The sequence below is a fragment of the Rhodospirillales bacterium genome, from assembly GCA_028824295.1.
Lineage (GTDB): Bacteria > Pseudomonadota > Alphaproteobacteria > TMED109 > TMED109 > VXPW01.
Genome location: JAPPED010000021.1, coordinates 90,249 through 106,451 on the forward strand (window position 1 = coordinate 90,249; position 16,203 = coordinate 106,451).

The 16,203-nt window shown below is 63.4% G+C and carries 17 protein-coding genes, 1 tRNA gene and 2 pseudogenes; 7 read left to right on the forward strand and 13 right to left on the reverse strand.

Going from position 1 to position 16,203, the window contains the following annotated elements:
- Window positions 1-917 precede the first annotated feature (917 nt).
- Both OXH60_09280 and OXH60_09285 read left to right on the forward strand, forming a co-directional pair.
- Complete coding sequence (locus OXH60_09280; GenBank protein MDE0712311.1) at window positions 918-1,169, forward strand: antitoxin MazE family protein; 252 nt, start codon at window positions 918-920, stop codon at window positions 1,167-1,169.
- Window positions 1,166-1,495: a type II toxin-antitoxin system PemK/MazF family toxin gene (locus OXH60_09285; GenBank protein MDE0712312.1), complete on the forward strand. Its 330-nt coding sequence runs from the start codon at window positions 1,166-1,168 to the stop codon at window positions 1,493-1,495. Before OXH60_09280 ends, OXH60_09285 begins: the two co-directional genes overlap by 4 nt.
- A 124-nt stretch (window positions 1,496-1,619) precedes the next feature.
- On the opposite strand, the gene OXH60_09290 is transcribed toward OXH60_09285, so the two are convergent.
- Window positions 1,620-1,826, reverse strand: coding sequence for a hypothetical protein (locus OXH60_09290; GenBank protein MDE0712313.1), 207 nt, complete (start codon window positions 1,824-1,826; stop codon window positions 1,620-1,622).
- A 403-nt stretch (window positions 1,827-2,229) separates the two neighbouring features.
- Between OXH60_09290 and OXH60_09295 the strand changes: the two genes are divergently transcribed.
- Complete coding sequence (locus OXH60_09295) at window positions 2,230-3,996, forward strand: hypothetical protein (protein ID MDE0712314.1); 1,767 nt, start codon at window positions 2,230-2,232, stop codon at window positions 3,994-3,996.
- Window positions 3,997-4,124: 128 nt separating this feature from the next.
- Window positions 4,125-4,427, forward strand: coding sequence for a YciI family protein (locus OXH60_09300; GenBank protein ID MDE0712315.1), 303 nt, complete (start codon window positions 4,125-4,127; stop codon window positions 4,425-4,427).
- A gap of 97 nt (window positions 4,428-4,524) precedes the next feature.
- Here OXH60_09300 and OXH60_09305 read toward each other — a convergent pair whose 3' ends face one another.
- The 3 genes from OXH60_09305 to OXH60_09315 form a co-directional block, all read right to left on the reverse strand.
- A complete protein-coding gene (locus tag OXH60_09305) occupies window positions 4,525-5,232 on the reverse strand; it encodes a hypothetical protein (protein MDE0712316.1) in 708 nt (235 codons plus the stop codon).
- A gap of 99 nt (window positions 5,233-5,331) precedes the next feature.
- Entirely contained in the window at window positions 5,332-6,507 is a 1,176-nt protein-coding gene (locus OXH60_09310; protein MDE0712317.1) for a radical SAM protein, read from the reverse strand.
- Window positions 6,508-7,026: 519 nt separating this feature from the next.
- On the reverse strand, window positions 7,027-7,335 hold the full coding sequence (locus tag OXH60_09315) for a hypothetical protein (GenBank protein ID MDE0712318.1): 309 nt from the start codon (window positions 7,333-7,335) through the stop codon (window positions 7,027-7,029).
- A 238-nt stretch (window positions 7,336-7,573) separates the two neighbouring features.
- Here OXH60_09315 and OXH60_09320 point away from each other — a divergent pair, with 238 nt between their 5' ends.
- From OXH60_09320 to OXH60_09330, 3 genes are all read left to right on the forward strand, one after another.
- Window positions 7,574-8,932 (forward strand): aromatic ring-hydroxylating dioxygenase subunit alpha, encoded by a 1,359-nt coding sequence (locus OXH60_09320; protein MDE0712319.1) that lies wholly within the window; start codon window positions 7,574-7,576, stop codon window positions 8,930-8,932.
- Window positions 8,929-9,423, forward strand: coding sequence for an aromatic-ring-hydroxylating dioxygenase subunit beta (locus OXH60_09325; GenBank protein ID MDE0712320.1), 495 nt, complete (start codon window positions 8,929-8,931; stop codon window positions 9,421-9,423). Before OXH60_09320 ends, OXH60_09325 begins: the two co-directional genes overlap by 4 nt.
- 179 nt (window positions 9,424-9,602) lie before the next feature.
- Window positions 9,603-10,427, forward strand: coding sequence for a hypothetical protein (locus OXH60_09330; protein MDE0712321.1), 825 nt, complete (start codon window positions 9,603-9,605; stop codon window positions 10,425-10,427).
- Window positions 10,428-10,908: 481 nt separating this feature from the next.
- On the opposite strand, the gene OXH60_09335 is transcribed toward OXH60_09330, so the two are convergent.
- The 9 genes and pseudogenes from OXH60_09335 to hisD all read right to left on the reverse strand — a co-directional run bounded on the left by OXH60_09335 (window position 10,909) and on the right by hisD (window position 16,161).
- Window positions 10,909-11,763: a DUF4238 domain-containing protein gene (locus tag OXH60_09335; protein MDE0712322.1), complete on the reverse strand. Its 855-nt coding sequence runs from the start codon at window positions 11,761-11,763 to the stop codon at window positions 10,909-10,911.
- Between the two features lie 72 nt (window positions 11,764-11,835).
- Complete coding sequence (locus OXH60_09340; GenBank protein ID MDE0712323.1) at window positions 11,836-12,264, reverse strand: type II toxin-antitoxin system HicB family antitoxin; 429 nt, start codon at window positions 12,262-12,264, stop codon at window positions 11,836-11,838.
- On the reverse strand, window positions 12,264-12,452 hold the full coding sequence (locus OXH60_09345; protein MDE0712324.1) for a type II toxin-antitoxin system HicA family toxin: 189 nt from the start codon (window positions 12,450-12,452) through the stop codon (window positions 12,264-12,266). The genes OXH60_09340 and OXH60_09345 overlap by 1 nt, the downstream gene beginning before the upstream one ends.
- A 658-nt stretch (window positions 12,453-13,110) precedes the next feature.
- Window positions 13,111-13,186, reverse strand: a tRNA-Phe gene (locus tag OXH60_09350).
- 52 nt (window positions 13,187-13,238) lie between these two features.
- Window positions 13,239-13,376: pseudogene (gene yacG / locus OXH60_09355) on the reverse strand (DNA gyrase inhibitor YacG).
- Between the two features lie 80 nt (window positions 13,377-13,456).
- Complete coding sequence (locus OXH60_09360) at window positions 13,457-14,059, reverse strand: Maf family protein (GenBank protein ID MDE0712325.1); 603 nt, start codon at window positions 14,057-14,059, stop codon at window positions 13,457-13,459.
- Window positions 14,060-14,084: 25 nt separating this feature from the next.
- Window positions 14,085-14,303: a translation initiation factor IF-1 gene (infA, locus tag OXH60_09365; GenBank protein ID MDE0712326.1), complete on the reverse strand. Its 219-nt coding sequence runs from the start codon at window positions 14,301-14,303 to the stop codon at window positions 14,085-14,087.
- A 147-nt stretch (window positions 14,304-14,450) separates the two neighbouring features.
- A complete protein-coding gene (locus OXH60_09370; protein MDE0712327.1) occupies window positions 14,451-14,996 on the reverse strand; it encodes a UPF0262 family protein in 546 nt (181 codons plus the stop codon).
- Window positions 14,977-16,161 (reverse strand): annotated as a pseudogene (gene hisD, locus OXH60_09375) (histidinol dehydrogenase). The gene OXH60_09370 and the pseudogene hisD overlap by 20 nt, the downstream one beginning before the upstream one ends.
- Between the last annotated feature and the right edge of the window lie 42 nt (window positions 16,162-16,203).

The window sequence follows — 16,203 nt, forward strand, 5'->3', positions numbered from 1 at the left end:
AACGCCCGCTCCGGCATATTCCCCGACAAGATCGACAAACAACGCCTCAGGATTCGCGCCGTGGCCTCGCTTGCCCCGAAGACTAGAAACGGTGGAACCGGCACCACAACATCCTGATGGCCGTCGTGCCAATCAAGCGCAACGGGACAAGAAACGACCGCGACGGTGGGATCATTGGGCCGAGCGATCTCATCTCGGCTTTCCGTCACTGAACTTGTATTTGGATCGAAACCGTCTGAAGCATCGATGCCGTGCCCGTGACCCTAGAAGCCCTCAGCAAACGCATGGACGAGTCTTGATCACGTGTGGCGCCTCTGGCCAGGATTTCTTCAGCTGCCCTAAAGCTTCACGGCGAGCAAACCTCGACCTCCCGATATTCAGTCCGGCCAGTAGCGTTCGAACACGACTTCGTTTGCGCGCGCCCGCATTGAGATGCGTCGAAAGCGCATGTGTATCTCGTGTCGGCCCAGCAGGACCTAGTCCTCCCAGGAAGCGCAAGTCGTTTGCAGTGAATGAGAATGCGCAAACGGACTCGCGCCTGATTGTTAACTCAAGCGCACTAGTTGGCAGGGTCCACCCACAACCATTTCTCTGGCTCGCGTCTCGATCAGCTTGGCCGTCGGTAATCGTTCATCTTCTCGATTTCATCATGTCCGGCCCATGTCAGTTTGGGGACTGATCCCCCATGCCTGGTACCGGATACCCTCTTCAGAAAACCGGCCTCGGTGCCAAGATCGACGTGGTAAGTGGTCTTCAGTCGAGCGTGCTTGGGGGAAGAATGTCAAACACCACAAAAATGGTCGCGATTTCTCCCTTTATCGGTCCTCTTGCGTTTGCACTAACGAAGGCGCCGTGGCCCTTTCCCCGGTCGTCGAAATACGTTACATGTAACCTGCGACCCCGAACAGAGAGCCACCATGCCCGCCGCATCCACTCCCGCACAACGCGTAGCGAAGCGCCGAGCCGCCCTCCGGGCTCAGGGCCTGCGGCCGATCCAGATCTGGGTGCCCGACAACCGTGCCCCAGGCTTCGCCGAGGAATGTGCCCGGCAGGCCGCGGTCGTCGAGGCAGCCAATCGCGCCGACCTCGAACTCGCGGAGTTCATGGACACGGCAGCGCGTGACCTCGACGAGCATCTCGAAGCGATCGACAGCAGTTCTGGCACGTGAAGCGCGGCGACCTCGTCACCGTGGCGCTTCAAGGCGAACACGGTAAGCCACGGCCCGCACTCGTCATTCAATCGGACCTCTTCGCGCAGCTCACATCCACTGTCACTGTCGCACTATTGACCTCGACCCAAGTCGATGCCCCATTGCTGCGGGTCCCGATCGAGCCCTCCCGGATGAACGGCCTCCGACAGCCTTCCTACGTCATGATTGACCAGATCTTCTCCGCCCGGACCCGCCGCATCGGAGATGTCTTCGGACACCTCAGCGACGCCGACCTGGTGGCAGTCAACCGCGCGCTCGCTGTTTTCGTAGGGATTACCGCCTAGGCCGTTGCCCCACCAGCAGGGCAACGCCGACAGCTGCCGATGGCAGCGTGGTCACGCGCGGCAACCTCGCGCCCCGCCCGCGATCTCCGCCCGGCGAGGTTCCCAGGTATTCTGCAGGTCAGTTTCAGTCGCAGCCTTGTCCCAAAAGACCACGCCACCGCAGCGTGGTGTCCCCGCTTACGCCGCGATACCCGTTCATGATCATCAATTCCCGGTTCACCGGCACGCCAAGTCCTGGTGACAGAGCGATGGTCGACAGCCCGAGCGCGTCAAGCTCGTCGCGAAGGACTTTGCTCGGGTGCACGTCCCACCTGCCACTTCTCGCGTTCATGCGGCTCTCCCTCAGTGATGGTCCGCCGTCGCCGCGGCGCACGGGCACGTCGTCGGTCCACCGAAGACAGATGCGCCGTTGCGTGTTAATCCGAACGCTGTGCTGACCGGCGCGATCGCTCCACCGCTAGACCTGCCGCGCGCCCCAGTACGTGACGCTATTGCTCAAGACAGGGAGCACACCACCTGTCAGCAGTCTTCGGCTTTCCGCTGACTGAAGACAGCCTATTGCTGCTCCACGTCGAGCATGCCTTTGCGGTGCACGTGCGTTTGCTGTTGAATGAGAGCGGCCCGCACGTAGGGTGCCTTTCGCAATAGTCATTCTACGCACCGGCGAAAATCGTCGCACGGCGGATGACACGCTGCGGTCGCCGCCGCCTTCCGCAGGCAACAGGGACCCGGGCATGGAACGCGACGAGTCTGGCCGAAGCTCCGGCAGCCGCCATCCCGACGCGAAGACCCCGGTTCCGCTCAGCGTGGGTCTCGCCCTTCAGATTGCCTGCCTGGTGTTGCCCGGCGCGGTGATGATCCCGACAGTCGTGTTCCGGGCGGCCGGTCAGCCGGAGGACGTGCTGCTGTGGGCCGTGTTCGCCTCGGTAGCCGCCTGCGGCGCGACCACGATGCTCCAGGCGCGGCGGATCGGCCGGTTTGGTGCCGGCTACATTCTCGCGATCGGAACCTCCGGGGCCGCCATCGCCGTCAGCATTGCCGCCCTCGCCGCGGGCGGCCCGGCGTTGCTCGCGACTCTCGTCGTCATCCTCTCAGTGGTCCAGTTCGTGTTCTCGGCACGTCTCTCGCTGTTCCGGCGCATCCTTACGCCGACGGTCACAGGCACGATCCTGATGCTGACACCGGTCACGGTCATGCCGGTCATGTTCGACCAGTTGAAGAACGTGCCGAGCGGGACGTCGCCGCTCGCCGCGCCGTTCAGCGCGGTGGTGACCCTGGTTGTCATCGCCGGCGTCACCCTGACCGCAAGGGAGCGGGCGCGCCTGTGGGCGCCGGTCATCGGCATCGTCGCGGGCTCGATCGTCGCAGGCATGTTCGGCCTGTATGACGTCGACCGCATTGTGCAGGCTGCGTGGATCGGTATTCCGGCGCCGGCATGGTCGGCCCTGGATCTGCGCTTCGGAACCGAGTTCTGGGCACTCCTCCCTGCCTTCGTGTTCATCGCGCTGGTCTGCACGATGCAAACCATCAGCGGCGCAGTCGCCATCCAGCGCGTGTCTTGGGCCGAGAGCCGGGCAGTCGATTTCCGGGCGGTGCAGGGTGCGGTGGCGGCCGACGGGGCCGGCAATCTGCTGTCGGGCCTGGCGGGCACGATGCCGCTCGGCTTCCGGCCGAGCGGCGCGTCCATGGTCGAGATCACCGGGATCAGCTCCCGCAGGATCGGCATCGCGCTCGGGGCGTCGCTGATCGTGCTGGCATTCGTTCCCAAGGCGCTGGCCGTGATCCTGGCGATACCCGGTCCGGTCATCACGGCGTTCGTCACCGTCACGATGGCGACCATCTTCATCATCGGCATGAAGGTGATCCTGCAGGACGGAATCGACTACCGCAAAGGCCTGATCGCCGGGGTCTCGTTCTGGATCGGCGCGGGCTTTCAGAGCGGGGCGGTCATTCCGGACGGTGTCTCGGAGTTTGCCCGCGCGCTCATGCAGAACGGGATGCTGACCGGAGGCGTCGTGGCGATCGTCATGACCCTGACCGTCGAGCTGATGAGGCCGCGGCGGCGGCGGATGGAGGCGGAGCTCGAACCCGCCGCCCTGCACAAGATCCGGGAGTTTGTCGGTGCATTCGCGTCACAAAGAGGCTGGGACGCGCAGATGGTGAACCGCCTCGACGCCGTCTGCGAAGAGACCCTGCTGACGCTCCTGCAACAAGACGAGCCAGGCACGGATGTCGAACGGCGGCGTCTGTTCCTCACCGCGCGCAGCGGGGACGGCGGAGCAGTGCTGGAGTTCGTTGCCTCGACCGGTGAGGAGAGGAACATTCAGGACCGCATTGCGCTGCTCGGCGAGGCCAGCGCCAGCGAGATGATCGAGCGTGAGGTATCGTTGCGGTTGTTGCGTCACTTGGCCTCGTCGGTCCGTCATCAGCAATACCATGACACAGATATCGTGACCGTCCGCGTGGAGCCGCCGGGAGCAAAGCTGCCCCGGGGGTTGTAGGCCGCTCGCATGGCCATCCCGGCGGCGTCAAGGGGTTCGGATACCGTCGTCAAGAGCGAACGTTTGACACCAAACGACGAACTGGCCTAGCGTGAACGAAGCCAGTCATCCAAACAGGGAAGAAGCTGATGTATTGTGTCGCTTTCGTCACCCACAAGCCGGGACGGGTACAGGCAGGCAGCGAACTTCAAAACGCCTACATGGAGTTTCTGCGCAATCATCCGGGACATCCCGATGTCGTCGTCCACCACGCTGGCCCAACTCTCTCTGACGACTCGGAGGCCATTGTCGGCTTGGTACTAATCGCCGAGGCACCCTCCCCGGAGGCGACGCGGGCGTTTCTGGCCGACAGTCCCTATGGCAAGGGGGACGTGTTCGCCGACGTCCAAGTCCGGCCGTGGGAATGGAGAACGGGACGCCCGGGTTCGTAACCTGTCCCCACCAGCCGGTCTGGCGTGAATGCGGGTCGAGCGCCGTCGGCAGCGCCCGCATTCTTCCGGCACTTGGGGCGCTGGAGCGTAATGCGAGCTAGTTCTTGATGAAGTGACCTAGGTAGTGGCGGCTTTCCGCCGGCGCGTCGCCCGGGCCTATGCGAGCGTCGTGAACCAGCCGCTCCGTGCAGCAGACGTACGCGACATTCTCCGACTGAAGCATGCGCAAGCAGGCCGTGCCCGGAGTGTTCCTGATAAAGGTGTCCGCAACTTCGCAGGGATGCAGGCTTTCCGCCGACTCCACGCTTGCTGCCATGTTCTCGATCGGCACGGGCACCACGTAGACATACCGGTTTCCGGGACCCCGGTTCACGACGATTCGGTTCCGGCTCCTCCACCTTGAGGACAGGTCGAAGCCATCCCAAGAATCAAGGTGCAGCCCCAGCCTCAGTCCCGATTCCCGGTCGACCGTGACCGAAGGAAACTTCCCGTGATCGATCGACGGCTCAAGCGTAACCACCGGCGACAGGCTGAGAAACGGCGTGAAATCAAGCGCGCTCTCGGATGTCAGCGCGCAGGGAAAGATCGCGATGAAATCCAGTTCGTCGTCGATGGAAAGCTCATCAAGCGGAGCGGTGTATGTCCTGACTTCATGTTCATCCAACCTCCTGAAGTCGGCCGGCAGCCTGGCGTCGGGTCGATAGCCGGCCGCGTCCGGATGTAACCTCTTGACGCTGACGAGTGTGTCGCTGAACGCGATCAAGTCGCGCGCATCCCCCAGTCTGCGATCGACGTAGATCTTCATTACGGACCTGACGCCACCGGCGTGCGGACGCATCGCCACCGTGTGTTGCATCGATCCATCAGAGCCTCCGGACCTCGCGCCACGCGTATATCGACCGTCTCAGATCAAGTCGGCGCCCACTCTCTCCAGCGGCTCGCCATGCAAGGCCAGGTACTTCACAACGTGGGTATAGAACTTGTCCAGTCCTTGACAATAGATCGTGGGGTTATCGAAACCGTTGTGCCTCGCGTACCGGTGCACCGGCTGGCCACTGCCACAGACTTCACGCCAGCAGCAGTCCGAACATGCGGACGCGGGTGTCTTCTTGAAGTACTCGAATTCGTGAAACAGCGGGTCCCGGATGATCTCTTCGATGCTGGAACTCTTCAGATCCCGGTATTCGTATCCGCTCCAGTACGTCGTGGATCGCAAGGTATCGTCCGGCCCGACCCCGCCGTCCGACGACACGGTGAGCAGGAGATAGTCCGGGTCGTCCCTCCGGGCGCCGAACAGGAAATTCCCGTGCCCGTAGATGCGAGCCAGGAAATGATCGATGAACCTGACGCTGACCGGCTCCTCGTCCTTCACCATCATGTCGAAGATCCTGATCAGAAATTCACCGTATGCCTCCGCGTCACCGCGAAAGTTGTCGTGATTCAGGTCGGGAAGCAGAAAATCAAGGTGCTGCACGTTCAGGTCATGTCGAAAGTGCTCGTAGATGTCCTTGGGATTGAAGTTCTCCCCGACCACGGCCAGGATCATCGGCTTCCGATGTAGGTGTTCCTGGCACAACGCCAGTCCGCGAACGGTCGCCTGGTAGGACGACCGGCCACGGTGATCGCGACGATGAGCGTCGTTGTGCACCTTCGCGCCGTCAAGGCTGACCCCCACTTCTACGCCATGCCGGTTGAAGATCTCTATCCACCCGAGATCGATCAGCATGCCGTTGGTCTGGACCGTCAACGCCAGGTCCACGACGTGCCCCAATCCTGATCGGATCTCTTCGCAGATGCTGTCAAGCCGGGCTTTCGGCATCAAGAGCGGTTCGCCGCCATGCAGGTGAATCGCGATGCGCTGCAGTTCGTACTCTCTGGAGAATTGCTCGAGCCGCCGGACCAGCAATGCGACCGTGTCATCGGCAATGAACGCTGCATGATGCTGGTAGCTGTCATCCCCCGCGTTGAAGAAATAACAATAGTCGCAGTCCAGGTTGCAGCGTTCGGTGATCTTCAAGATGACTTCCAGCGTTCGGAGGCCCCGGAAGTTCACCGTTCTTCCATCGGTTGCGACGGCCATCGTCATTTTCTTGCAGGGCTGCCGGCGGTGGATCCAGACCGTTGGTGCGGCCGTCGCGTGGTTGCAGCGCTTGCCGCGCTACGCACCAGCGAGGCTGGCATCGAACACACGCGAAGCTTACGCCCTCTTCCGGAAATCACGCCGCGCCTCGTTCGCGGTAGATGCTGACGAATCCCGGGAATGGAACGAAAGCGGCTGCCAGGTCGACTTGGCAGGGCCCGAGGCGTCTGCTGGGCTGGCGAATCTTCCCCGGGGAACTTGGAGGCCCCATGACCCTTGGCGGTCCCCGGCCCGGGATCGGGGGCTGCCTCCCTATGGGTGAGCGAAGATGTTCGGCGTGCCCGCCTGGCCCGGCCTCCGCCGTTCCTGCCCCGCGCAGGGCACGCATTTGTGCCGATACCGCCGGGTCATGTCGAAGCCGCCCGGCATACACGCAATCAAGTTCCGTCGGAAATCCGGCGGTTTCCTCAGGCCCTTCCGGCAGCAGGGTCAGGCAATCGACCCTGGATGCAAGTGATGTCAGGTGGCTGCCGTACCGCTCATGGCCGGCGCGGACACGAAGTTCCCGCCCGTTCTGAGCCGATCGTCCGCCACCGCAGCACCGCTCATGGCCGGCGCGGACACGAAGTTGCCTCCCGTTCTGAGCCGATCGTCCGCCACCGCAGCACCACTCATGGCCGGCGCGGACACGAAGTTGCCTCCCGCGCGAGCGTAGCCTGAGATCTTCTTCTGCAGGTTCGGGCTGACTGCCCTGCCTGCCGCAGCCTTCTGGTCTTCCGCGGAAATCCCCAGTTTCTGGCGGAGCCTCCGCACCTTCAGATCGTCCATGGGTCACCTCTCCATCCGTACGCTGAACGCCCAAAAAGAGGCATTGATTCATACTCTATCATCCTGTTTCTGTCAACCCTTTGACACGGAGCCGGCACTGTGGGCGGCGCCACAACGGAGTTCGGCAGCGTTCGGAGCGGTGAGACCTTGAGGGGGAACGGCGCGCCGGCCGGCGCCGCCCGCAATGATGCCCCGGTATCATGTCTTCCGATCAAGGTCCGGGGGAACGGACGGACTTATGGACATCCAGGACCTGATTGTCGACGACCGGGAGCGCGGGGTCTTCAAGGTCCATCGATCGTGCATGACGTCCGTCGACCTGTTCCGGCGGGAAAGGGAACGAATCTTCGACCACTGCTGGATCTACCTGGGACACGAATCGGAAGTCGAGAGGCCCGGAGACTATCGCCGCCGCACAGTGGCTGGCCGGCCGCTGTTCTTTGTCCGCAGCAGCGACGGGCAGATCCGGGTGTTCCTGAATTCGTGCCCGCACCGGGGTGCGCAGATCTGTCGCAGTGACGCCGGCAATGCCGAGATTCTTCGGTGCTTCTATCACGCCTGGACGTTCAACACCCGCGGCGAGCTGATCGGCGTTCCCGGGCAGGAAGCCTACGGCCCCGGCTTCGATCGGAGCGAATTCGGCCTGAAGGCGCCGCCCAGGGTGGACAGCTACCGGGGCTTCTATTTCGTGAGCTTCAACGCGCACGGCGAGGACCTCGTCAGCTACCTGGCGGGTGCCAAGGACTACCTTGACCTGGTCGTCGACCAGGCCGAGGACGGGATGCGGGTGGTGCCCGGCTCCAACAAGTACGCCATCAAGGCCAACTGGAAGCTGCTGGCCGAGAACAGCCTTGACGGCTATCACCTGGTCCCGACGCATCGGACCTACGTCGACTACCTGACCGGTCTCGGGACAGACGACAGCGGCGGCACGCTGGCTGCCCGCCCGCCCGGCCGGGGGAGGGCGCTGGGCAACGGCCACTGCGTGTCGGAGAACATCTCCAGAAACGGTCGCCCCATCGCCCGTTGGCACCCGATCTTCGGCGAGGAGGCCAGGGAGCGCGTCGCGCAGGTGCGCGCGCGGCTGGTCCGGAAATTCGGGGAAGAACGGGCCTACCGGATGGCCGACCTCTCTCGAAATCTGCTCATCTATCCGAACTTGCTGATCATGGACTTCGTGGCGATCAGCATCAGGTACATCGAACCCCTGGCGCCGGACAACATGGCGGTCACGGCCTGGCACCTCGTGCCCCGGGAGGAATCGGGTGCGGCGCTGGCCGCCCGCCTGGACAGCTACCTGACATTCCTCGGACCGGGCGGCTTCGCCACGCCGGATGACGTCGAGGCGCTGGAATCCTGCCAGGCCGGTTTCCGGGCTACCGAAACCGAATGGTCCGACATCTCAAGGGGCATGCTGAAACCCTGCCCGGGCACGGCCGATGAACTCCAGATCCGAGGCTTCTGGCGGCAGTGGCACGCGAACATGCAGGGCCTAGATACGGCCGACGTGCAGGACGGAGAGCCGGCAGAATCGCAGGCCGCAGCGGCTTCTTCGGAAGCCGATGGCCGTGGGCACCGCCGGACCGGTGAACGATGACAGCCCTCGGGAGGTGCGCGTTGTCGGGAATGGTGGAGGAATTCCTGTTCAGGGAAGCGGCACTTCTGGATGACTGGAAGCTGGAGGAGTGGATCGGTTTGTTTACGGAGGACGCCCGGTACGTCGTTCCTTCCACGGATCTACCGGAGGGAGACCCCGGGCGCGACCTGGTGTTCATCGACGACGACATCGTTCGTTTGCGCGCTCGGGTGACGCGGTTGAACAGCCGTCATTCCCACCGCGAGCGCCCCCGGTCCCGCACCCGCCGGTTTGTCTCCAACGTGCGCGTGGAAGAAACCGACGAAGAACACCTATCGGTCCGCGCAAATGTCCTCGTCTACAGGTTTCGCAGTGGCGAGGGTGCGCCTTACGTCGGCGCCATCGAGTACACCTTGAGGAGGGAGGGCGGAGACTTCAGAATCGCGTACCGCCGCGCAGTGCTGGACCTGGAAGATCTCTCCTGGCACGGCGCGGTGAGCATCATCATTTGACGCCCAGGCTGTTCCGCGACGGTCGACGTTAAACCGCGGGCGCTGGCTTGCCGGTCCGGTTCGACCCAATTGAGCTGATTTGCAAAGAAGGAAACAAGAACTTGTACAACTCACCCCTTGCAGTCGTAATCGCAGTCGTTGTCGCAGCCGCTCTCCTCGCCGGATGCGGCAGCACTTCCATGCCAAGCGCCGCTTTTGACCTTCCCGCCGCTGATGACGAGATTGCCCGCACCGAAGCCGAAGCACGGTTTTCCGGCCCCCTGTTCCGGCACCGGGGCGGTGTCGTGGAATTTGTCCACCCCGGATTCGCGGTTGCGAACCGGCCGCAACTCCCGGGCTTCCAAGGGGTGATCGCCCGAAGGGTGCGAAGCTCCGGCACCCTGACGCTGGTCGCGTACACCGATATTGAACCCGGCGATCAGATCCGGGACGAGGACTTCCTGGTGTTCGGCTACTGGTCGAACGAGACGAACACGCCACCTGCAGAAGTGGAAGTCTTCGGATACGGAACTGCCCGTCATCATCAGGAAAACCTGTCGGATGCCACCGGGTTGACGGGGACGGTTCATTTTGAAGGCCAGGCGTCGGGGCTCTATACGCACGGCTCCTCTCACGGGAACTTTGTCGCAGATGCCTCTCTGGTTGCTGACCTCGGTTCTGCCCATGAGATTGGCTCGATCACCGGAACGGTCAACGGCTTCATCGACGAGAGCGGCAACACTCTGGGGGAGTGGTCTGTGGATTTTGGGCGAAGGAGCCTTGACTACTCCACCCGCTTCCGGGCTCTCGGTATCGACAATTCAGGTTACGTCGAGAACCATGGGCCTTCGGCCGCCTTCGGAGAAACCAGGGGAGACGCCGGATGGAAGGCGGAACTGTACGGGAACGCCGGACCGGGCGTTGGTCCGAGTGCTGTCGCTGGTACCTTCTGGGCCAGCTCCGACCATGGCCCGAGGCTGGCTGGCGGCTTCGCGACGCGGCGCACAATGACGCCAACTGAATGATCAGATTTCGATTCAGGCCGCGGTGGAGAGCGCCATGCCTGGGTCCCGTAATCCGCTCGGTGGGCTCGACCGCCAGACCTGCCGGGTGCGCCCAAGGACTTCACTCGCGCGACCATGACCTCTCGCACCGTGTCTTCCCACGCCTAATCCCAAGGATTGACTGGGAGTACAAGAGAAGGCTGCAGGAGGCACAAGCGGCCGGTGAGCATCAGCTTCCAACTCACACCGTTCCCTAACTGACTCCAAAGGAATGCTCGGGAACAGGTGGTCGTGCCCAGGGGAGATATTGGACCCCCGTTCTTAGTCATTGTTCCATATACCATAACTAAACCAAAGAAAACCCCATCCCCACGTAGTCCCCACGCAATAGTCAGAACTCCTCGGTGCGAACTGGTGAACCGCGCAGTCGGGTCATCGGGGGTAGGGTGCTTCTTGCCCAGCCGGAAGGGAAGCCGGTTCGGACGACCTCACAGCAGGCGAACTAGCGTCTTGTGCATAGGTGCTTCCGCAACAGCGGCTCGTGGCTAGTATCCAGACAAAAGACATATTTGTCCGCCTGTTGGACGCTGTGCTTGTTCACGCTCTTCAGAAACTCGCGGCCGTTGGTCACGGTTTTCGCAGATTCGTGCCGGAACGCATAGAACACAGTGAAGGGATCTAGGGGAAGCATCCATACCGCTTCGATGTGGTCGAAGGCGTATTTCCGGATCAAGGGCCGATCCGACAAGAGAAAAGTTCCTTGCCCAGGGCGGGTGCGGGCAAGGCTCCAATGCCAATTGATAAACTTCTGACCGTAACTGCCATCATTGACTAAGTCCTGCACTTTGGCGACGGCACGATCCTCGGATAGGAGCCCCAGCTCCCTGGCGTAGAACGAAGGGGCCTCGTCGAAGCCCTCCTCCTCGAGGAGAGCCCGGAAACCCTGATCGCTGTCCATTTCCTGTTCCATGACTTCGGGCCCGCGCCTGCGCAGCTCGTGGATCAGCGGCGGACGGCGGTATTCAAGCGAGAACAGCAATCGCGTGAAGTCGGAGCGATCGTCCTCCGTCAAGGCTTCAACGCCGTTCTTGACCAGCTTGTCCATTGCAGCAGCGCCCTGGGTGTCGACCGGACCAAAGAAATCAGTTTCCAGCACGTCCGACGCCAAGTTCTGCACGCCCACCGAGAAGAGATCACGTTCGTAGCAGAAGGCTTTCGCACCCTGGGTCCGGTGCGCGAGGGCGTGCTTGTGACGATCCCAGTAATAGGCGCCGACACTGCTGGCGTCAGGGTTCGGCGCCCACTTCTTGAGAAGGAACTCCGGAACGTAGTGATGTCTGTGGGTTGTCTGCTGCACCTGATGGGCTTTCTGGATGAAATCTCTTGCATGGACAGGCAGGAAATGTCTCGCCGCCTGCCAAGCGTCGGCTTACCCCGATGCTGACGCATCGCTGCGCGCCCGCACTTCCAGCTGCCATCCAATCGCGTTCAGCGCCGCGTCCATCCGGTCAAGCCGTGAGCTATGACGGACGTCCAGTACCCGGTCGACCTGTGGCAGGTGCCAGCCCAAACGCCGTGCCAGCTCGGCCTTGCCGATGCCCTGTTCACGCATGCCCTGGTAGAGCATTGCCTTGATCGCCGTCAGCGTAGGCACGGCCACACGCGCCTCCCCGGCTGACGGTTCCGGGATGTCCTGTTTCGCGACGATCCGCGCGGCAACCGCTTCCTCGAGCGCATCCGCGGCCCGGAGGAGCGCCTCTTCGCGATCGGCCCCGAATGTGGTGAGCTCCGGAAAGTCCACGGACGTGACGAGCACGGTGCCGTCGTCGTCCTCCAACGACACCGGATAGGCCAGCACTACGTCAATCCCAGATCCTTCTTGATTTTCGCCACAAGCTTCCGGCCCAGCTGCCTGCGGGAGCCGTGCATGGGGAGCTGCGACGTCTTGTTCCCCAAACGAACAGTAAGGTGCCCACTACCACCCTTATGTTGTTCAAACGAACAGCCCTGACGCTGTAGCCAGCGCCGAAACTGTGATGCGTTCATAGCTAAATTCCGAAATCTTCAACGTGTGTCTCCTCCTCCTATACCCCACGTTCGTTCGCGACATGAACGCTTCCGACGCAAGTTTCGCGAATCCTAGCAGGACACGAAGACGAAGTCAACACTTGTGTTGACTTCAGGCTATCAGCGCCACATCTTTGTGACGAACAACGCCCGGGCTCCAACTCCGGCCTGTCCGTATAGATCAACTTTGTCGCGATGTCGGCGTGGCCGAACCCAGCCGCCATCCCGAAATCTTCAAATCCATGCTTAGGATCAAATCCGCAAAGACTGTCGATGACCTCAGCACGCGTACCAAATTTCACAGCTAGTGCCGGGGGTCGCGACTTCGTCATGGGCGACGTTCACGGCTGCTTCCGAAACCTTGCGCGCGCCCTGCGTGAGTTGCAATTCCACGCCGCCCGCGGTGGAAAGCGCCGTGCCCGGGTCCCGTAATCCGCCCGGTGGGCTCGACCGCGACACCCTGCCGGATGCGCGCGAGGATTTAACTCGGGCAACGTGAGCTCTTACACCGACCCTTCCCCCGCATCGAGTGGGAATACAAGAGAATGCGACGGAATACACAAGCGGCCGGTGAGCATTAACTCCCAACTCACACCGAGCCTTACCTGACCCCAAAGGAATGCACAGGAACTGGTGGTGGTGCCCAGGGGAGGAATTGAACCACCGACACCGCGATTTTCAGTCGCGTGCTCTACCAACTGAGCTACCTGGGCGCGGCCCCCGTATACGGGATCAGGACGGGTTCTGTCTAGGCCGACGTTCCCTTCACGAATCGTCACCCGGGTCGTCGGCACCCGGGATCAGGTAGCCGCCGCTCAGCCATCGGTGGAGATCCACCTGGCGGCAGCGGACGCTGCAAAACGGGGACTCGCCGGGATCAGCCGGCCGGCGACAGACCGGACATGGCGGATGTCGTTGCGCCGCAGCGTGACCAGACCCTCGTCCGCCAGCCGGCGTACCGCCGCCCTGCTCGTTCCGGTTGGTCACGTATCGACCCGCGCTGGCGGCATCCCGAGCCCCCGCAGCATCAGCTCGGTTTCGGCGACAGGCAATCCGACTACGTTTTCGAACGACCCGTTGATCCCGTGCACGAAAGCGGCGCCACGACCCTGGATCGCGTAGCTTCCGGCCCGGTCCCGCCATTCGCCGGTCATGAGATAGTCCTCGATCTCGACCGTGCTCAGCCCGCGGAATCGAACCCGGGTGCAGACCACACGCGCGGCCTCGGCGCCGCCCGGCCCCCGGACACGGACTGCACTCCAGACCCGGTGCGACCGGCCCGAAAGCATCCGAAGGTGTCGCCGCGCGACCTCGATTTCTTCCGTCGCCGCCAGGATTCGGCGCCCGCAAGCGACCACTGTGTCCGCCACCACGATCCAGGCGTCAGGATGGAGCGGCCCTGCGACCCGCATCTTCTCCTCCGCCATGCGCGCGGTATAGAGGCGCGGCAACTCGCCGGGGGCAGGCGTCTCGTCGATTCCCGAAGGCGCGACGACATCAGGGCACCGTCCGATTTGCTCAAGCAACGCGGCGCGCGCCGGCGAACGGGACGCAAGAACCAGCTTCGGCGACGGTTGGCTTGGCATGGGCCGACCAGCGCGCCGAGCAGGCTTACTTGTGGCGGTACGTGATCCGACCCTTCGTCAGGTCGTAGGGCGTCATTTCCACGGTCACCTTGTCGCCGGCCAACACGCGAATCCGGTTCTTGCGCATGCGCCCGGATGTGTGGGCCAGCACCTTGTGCTGATTGTCCAGGGTGACGCGGAACATCGCATTGGGGAGAATTTCGGTAACCGTACCGAAAAACTCCATGAACTCTTCTTTTTCCATTGTGTCTCCTCGGGCGGCCGGGACGCGCACCATGCGAGTAGCTGGCGCAGCGGTCAAGCGAAATTCCGGGAGGATGCCCGCTGTCTGGAAGGATTCCTGGTCCCGGCACCCTCACCGCGCCGTTCCTCAGCCTGGCGGATGTGGCCCCTAGCGCGCGCCTGGTCGCGGTGACAGCCGAATCGGCACAAAGCGCATGTCCGCGGTCAGAAACAGGACGGACAAGAGCGTGAACAGGCGACGTGCCGTATCGAAGTCCGTCCTAATCCGCCCCTTCAGGCAGTCCGCCAGCAATCCGGCGCCTTCGTCGTGCAGCGCCCTCCGCCCCATGTCGATGGCCTCGATCTTGCCCACCGATGCCCGCTGCAGCGCGTCGTAATAGCTCTGACAGATCGCATGGTAGTCGCGGACCAGCCCGGTCAGGTCGGCGACCGGCACCGCCACGCGAAACGGATCCGAATCCGTCTCCACCGGCGTGATCATGAACACCATGCGCTCGCCCTGGAGCGAAATTTCCGCTGCATACGGCCCGGGTGGCGCGTTTTCGGGCGCGAACTGGTTGCTTTCCAGGAGATCCTGTACCGCCAGTTGTCGCTCGCGGGCAAGTTCAGCCGCGCCGTGAGCGGTACCCGCATTGCCCAACGTCACCCGCACCAGTTGGTCGGCGGGTGGCCTCTCAGGGCCCGAGGCGGACATCGACCGACAGCCGGTGGGCATCCAGCCCCTCGGCCTCTGCCAGGACGGACGCGGAGGGCCCGATGGCGGCCAGCCCTTCCTCGCTGCATCCAACCACGGAGGTGCGTCGGAGAAAGTCCCGCACCGAGAGGCCCGACGAGAACCGTGCGCTCCGGGAGGTCGGCAACACGTGGCTCGGGCCGGCCACGTAATCGCCGATCGCTTCCGGCGTGTGCCGCCCCAGGAACACCGCGCCCGCCGCACGAATCGCCCGCATCATCGGCTCTGGATCCGCAACGGAGAGTTCCACGTGCTCGGGGGCGAGCCGGTTGACGACCGCCGGCGCATCCGCCTGTGCGGCAACCACGATCACGGCCCCGAAGTCGCGCCAGCTCGCCCCGGCGATCGCCCGCCTGGGCAACGTCTCGAGGTGCCGCTCCACTGCGCTCTCGACGGCATCCGCGAACGCGCTGTCGTCGGTCACCAGGACCGCCTGCGCCGCCGGGTCGTGCTCGGCCTGCGACAGGAGGTCCAACGCCACCCACTCCGGATTGCTGGCCGCATCCGCCACCACGAGGATCTCGCTGGGTCCGGCAATGAGATCGATTCCGACGGTGCCGAAGACCTGGCGTTTGGCCTCCGCCACGTAGGCGTTGCCGGGACCCACGATCTTGTCGACCGGAGCGATCGTGTCCGTGCCGAAGCTAAGGGCGGCGACCGCTTGGGCCCCGCCCACGCGGTAGATCTCCTGGATCCCGGCCAGCTCGGCGGCGGCGAGCACGAGCGGCAGGACCTGCCCGTCCGGGTGCGGCACGGTGGCGACCAGGCGCGGCACTCCGGCCACCTGGGCCGGAATGGCGTTCATCAGGACGGAGCTCGGATAGCTGGCAGTGCCGCCCGGGACATAGAGCCCCACCGCCTCGACCGGCGTCCAGTACTCGCCGAGCGTGACCCCGCTCTCATCCTGGTAGGACGTGTCCTCCGGAATATGTCTCGCGTGATAGGCCCGGATCCGCTCGGCTGCGTGGGCGAGCGCGTCCAAGGCCTCGTTGCCGCAGGCTGCGCGGGCCTCCGCCATCGCGGCGGCATCCACGCGAATCGATTTCCGGTCAATCGGAAACCGGTCGAACTTCCGGGTCAGCTCCAGCAGGGCGTCGTCGCCACGCTCGCGCACCGTTCCGATGATCTCGCGGACGGTCTCCCTGACCGATTGCTCAACCGCCCCGCG

Bases quoted from the DNA above. Each gene is read 5' to 3' on its own strand.
- OXH60_09295 (MDE0712314.1), top strand. From the start codon at position 2,230: ATGGAACGCGACGAGTCTGGCCGAAGCTCCGGCAGCCGCCATCCCGAC.
- OXH60_09305 (MDE0712316.1), bottom strand. From the start codon at position 5,232: ATGAAGATCTACGTCGATCGCAGACTGGGGGATGCGCGCGACTTGATC.
- OXH60_09360 (MDE0712325.1), bottom strand. From the start codon at position 14,059: ATGCCAAGCCAACCGTCGCCGAAGCTGGTTCTTGCGTCCCGTTCGCCG.
- OXH60_09370 (MDE0712327.1), bottom strand. From the start codon at position 14,996: ATGTCCGCCTCGGGCCCTGAGAGGCCACCCGCCGACCAACTGGTGCGG.
- infA (MDE0712326.1), bottom strand. From the start codon at position 14,303: ATGGAAAAAGAAGAGTTCATGGAGTTTTTCGGTACGGTTACCGAAATT.
- OXH60_09315 (MDE0712318.1), bottom strand. From the start codon at position 7,335: ATGGACGATCTGAAGGTGCGGAGGCTCCGCCAGAAACTGGGGATTTCC.
- OXH60_09345 (MDE0712324.1), bottom strand. From the start codon at position 12,452: ATGAACGCATCACAGTTTCGGCGCTGGCTACAGCGTCAGGGCTGTTCG.
- OXH60_09280 (MDE0712311.1), top strand. From the start codon at position 918: ATGCCCGCCGCATCCACTCCCGCACAACGCGTAGCGAAGCGCCGAGCC.
- OXH60_09320 (MDE0712319.1), top strand. From the start codon at position 7,574: ATGGACATCCAGGACCTGATTGTCGACGACCGGGAGCGCGGGGTCTTC.
- OXH60_09310 (MDE0712317.1), bottom strand. From the start codon at position 6,507: ATGGCCGTCGCAACCGATGGAAGAACGGTGAACTTCCGGGGCCTCCGA.
- OXH60_09325 (MDE0712320.1), top strand. From the start codon at position 8,929: ATGACAGCCCTCGGGAGGTGCGCGTTGTCGGGAATGGTGGAGGAATTC.
- OXH60_09330 (MDE0712321.1), top strand. From the start codon at position 9,603: ATGCCAAGCGCCGCTTTTGACCTTCCCGCCGCTGATGACGAGATTGCC.
- OXH60_09300 (MDE0712315.1), top strand. From the start codon at position 4,125: ATGTATTGTGTCGCTTTCGTCACCCACAAGCCGGGACGGGTACAGGCA.
- OXH60_09290 (MDE0712313.1), bottom strand. From the start codon at position 1,826: ATGAACGCGAGAAGTGGCAGGTGGGACGTGCACCCGAGCAAAGTCCTT.